At 71.2% G+C, this 2,184-nt stretch carries 3 protein-coding genes and 1 pseudogene; 1 reads left to right on the top strand and 3 read right to left on the bottom strand.

Features of this window, described 5'->3' with window-relative positions; translation table 11 throughout:
- From ABD056_RS22675 to ABD056_RS22665, 3 genes and pseudogenes are all read right to left on the bottom strand, one after another.
- A pseudogene (locus tag ABD056_RS22675) lies at positions 1-320 on the bottom strand (hypothetical protein); the annotation flags it as partial.
- 64 nt (positions 321-384) lie between these two features.
- A complete protein-coding gene (locus tag ABD056_RS22670) occupies positions 385-888 on the bottom strand; it encodes a hypothetical protein (RefSeq protein WP_343870562.1) in 504 nt (167 codons plus the stop codon).
- Positions 885-1,253, bottom strand: a complete 369-nt coding sequence (locus ABD056_RS22665) for a hypothetical protein (protein ID WP_343870561.1) — start codon at positions 1,251-1,253, stop codon at positions 885-887. Before ABD056_RS22665 ends, ABD056_RS22670 begins: the two co-directional genes overlap by 4 nt.
- A 143-nt stretch (positions 1,254-1,396) precedes the next feature.
- Between ABD056_RS22665 and ABD056_RS22660 the strand changes: the two genes are divergently transcribed.
- The gene (locus ABD056_RS22660; RefSeq protein WP_343870560.1) at positions 1,397-2,032 is read left to right on the top strand and encodes a S24 family peptidase; all 636 of its coding nucleotides are present in this window, start codon (positions 1,397-1,399) and stop codon (positions 2,030-2,032) included.
- Positions 2,033-2,184 lie beyond the last annotated feature (152 nt).

Raw genomic sequence — 2,184 nt, 5'->3', positions numbered from 1 at the left:
GCGGCCGGCGCGGCGGCGGCCGGGGCTGCCGCCGTCGGGCGCGGCGGCGCCGGCGTCGGGACCGGCACCGGCACCAGGTTGGGCACCGGCACCTGCACGACGATGCGCTGCGGCTCCGGCGGCGGCGGCAGCGGCGGCGGCGTGATGGGGGCGGCCTTGCCCTGGTTCACCAGATCCTGGCGGACCATCATGGTATAGACCACGGCATCCAGCGCGCTGGGGGCGCTGACAGGCCGCGGCGCGGACGACGAGAAGCCACCCATGGGCGGGGTCTCCTGCACGGCGGGATCGGAAGGGGGACGGAGGTCGGCGGCGGCCATGAAAAACCCCGCCGGAGCGGGTCCGGCGGGGCTTTAGGCGCACCTGTGGCGTTGACAAGAGGAACTATGCCCGCTTTCGCCGCCTCATGTCAAGATTTTTTTCCTCTACGCGGATTTTTCTCTCTCCCTGCAGCGCCCGGTACAGTTGCCAGGGGGTGAAGACACCCGGCAGCCGCAGGCCGAGCAGGCGCTTCACCGCCTCGACGCAGGTGTAGGGGCGCCACGGTGCCAGGCGGTGCGGCGGCTGACGCACCTCGGTGGTCACCACCGTCAGCCCGTGGTGGCGGAACCACGCCTGCGGCTGCCAGCCGGCCAGTTCCGGCACCACCTGCAGGGTGGTGCAGTGGGACAGCGGGTCGACGATCACCCAGGCGCCGTTCGCCTGCACCACCGCAAAGCAGTGGCGGAAGCCGGGCCGCAGCAGGCGCAGCCACGGCAGGTCGGTGTGATCGGTGAACACCACCAGCGCCGGCGTGCCGCTGCCAGCGGGGCGGACGGCGGAGGCGACCATGGCAGCGGGGCGGGCGGTGCCGGTGGCGGCGGGGCCCAGGGTGGCGGCGGCCGTCATGCCACGATCCCCTTGGCGCGCAGCGGCGATGTCAGGCGGTCGAGGGCGTCGTCCCACAGGCGGGCGGCGACGGCTTCCTCCGCCAGTCGCGGGTCGGGCGGCGCCAGCCGGCGGCCGAACAGCGACAGCACCCGCAGGTGGCGGCGGTCGATGATGCGGCGGCGCAGCAGCGCCAGGGCGGCCCGCCACAGGTCGTCGGGGTCGCAGGGACGGGCGACGAGGCCGGCATCGGCGACGAAGCGGGCGCCGTCGTCGCGGGCGATCTGGCACTGCCAGAACCAGAACCACGCCTGTTCCGCCGAGTCGAACGGCTGGGTCGGGCGACAGGCGGCGGGGCGGGGGGCGGGCAGGCGGGCTTGCGCCATGGAAACATCCTCCGGCTGGACCAGAACGGTCAGAACGAAACAAGAACAACCGTCAGTGTTAGGATTGGCGGCCTGGGATGTCAACGATCATGGCGGAATTTGTTCTTAATGCGCTTTCAGTCCGCCTGTAAGACCATCTTCCCATGCTGACCCATTCGCAGATCTGGCGCGCCATCGACCGCCTCGCACAAAGCAAGGGCCTCACGGCTTCCGGCCTGGCGCGGCGTGCCGGACTGGATTCCACCACCTTCAACCGCAGCAAGCGGACCACGCGGGAAGGCAAGCCGCGCTGGCCGTCCACCGAGTCGATCGCCAAGATCCTGGATGCCACCGGTTCCACCTTCGCCGAGTTCACGGCCCTGGTGGAGGACCGCGCCTTCGGCGGCCCGGCCCCGCGCACGGTGCCGCTGATCGGCTTCGCCCAGGCGGGGCAGGCGGGCTACTTCGACGATGCCGGCTATCCGGCCGGCGGCGGCTGGGACGAGATCCGCTCCCCCGACGTCACCGACCCCCATGCCTATGCGCTGGAGGTCTCGGGCGACTCCATGCAGCCGGTCTACCGCGACGGCGACCGCCTGATCGTGTCGCCCGAATCGACGCTGCGTCGGGGCGACCGCGTGGTGGTCCGCACCCGCGACGGCGAGGTGATGGTGAAGGAACTGCTGCGGCTGTCGGAAAAGCGCATCGAACTGCGCTCCCTCAACCCCTCCCACGGCGACCGCAGCCTGGAGCGCGAGGCGGTGGACTGGGTCGCCCGCGTGGTGTGGGTGAGCCAGTAGGCAGGCGGCTCCACAGGCTGATCATTTTCCTTGCCTGATGGCGGAGGAAAATGATCCTATGTGCCGGCATCCCTGTCGCCGCCGGGAGAGTCGCCGTGTCCGCCGCCGCCGAAACCCTTGCCCTGCTTGATGCCGTGGAGCGCCGGTACAAC

This window comes from Caenispirillum bisanense, from assembly GCF_039523075.1.
Taxonomy (GTDB): Bacteria; Pseudomonadota; Alphaproteobacteria; order Rhodospirillales; family Rhodospirillaceae; genus Caenispirillum; species Caenispirillum bisanense.
Note: the sequence above shows the minus strand (reverse complement) of the source record. Positions and strands in the feature narration are given on the sequence as shown.